Here is a 630-nt window from a genome sequence, read left to right on the forward strand (position 1 = left end):
ATGCCAATCGAACTTGGAGATAGCTGGTTCTCCCCGAAATAGCTTTAGGGCTAGCCTCAAGGAACGAGCCGCGGAGGTAGAGCACTGATTGGATGAGGGGCCCCTCTCGGGTTACCGAGTTCAGTCAAACTCCGAATGCCGCAGGCTTAGACTTGGGAGTCAGACGGCGAGTGATAAGATCCGTCGTCGAAAGGGAAACAGCCCAGATCACCAGCTAAGGTCCCTAAGTATCCGTTCAGTGGAAAAGGATGTGGAGTTGCCCAGACAACCAGGATGTTGGCTTAGAAGCAGCCATCATTGAAAGAGTGCGTAATAGCTCACTGGTCGAGTGACTCTGCGCCGAAAATGTACCGGGGCTAAACGGATCACCGAAGCTGTGGGTGAACACCTGATGGTGTTCGCGGTAGGGGAGCGTTCCAGAGGCAGAGAAGCCTGATCGTGAGGACAGGTGGAGCGTCTGGAAGTGAGAATGCCGGTATGAGTAACGAATGAGGAGTGAGAATCTCCTCCATCGAAAGCCTAAGGTTTCCTGAGGAAGGCTCGTCCGCTCAGGGTTAGTCGGGACCTAAGCCGAGGCCGAAAGGCGTAGGCGATGGATAACAGGTTGAGATTCCTGTACCACCTAATTTT

At 53.7% G+C, this 630-nt stretch carries 1 rRNA gene; it reads left to right on the forward strand.

The window, feature by feature from the left end:
* Positions 1-630: ribosomal RNA gene (locus tag G4V62_RS19185) — 23S ribosomal RNA — on the forward strand; the annotation flags it as partial.

It is taken from the genome of Litoribacterium kuwaitense, assembly GCF_011058155.1.
GTDB classification, from domain to species: domain Bacteria; phylum Bacillota; class Bacilli; order Bacillales; family DSM-28697; genus Litoribacterium; species Litoribacterium kuwaitense.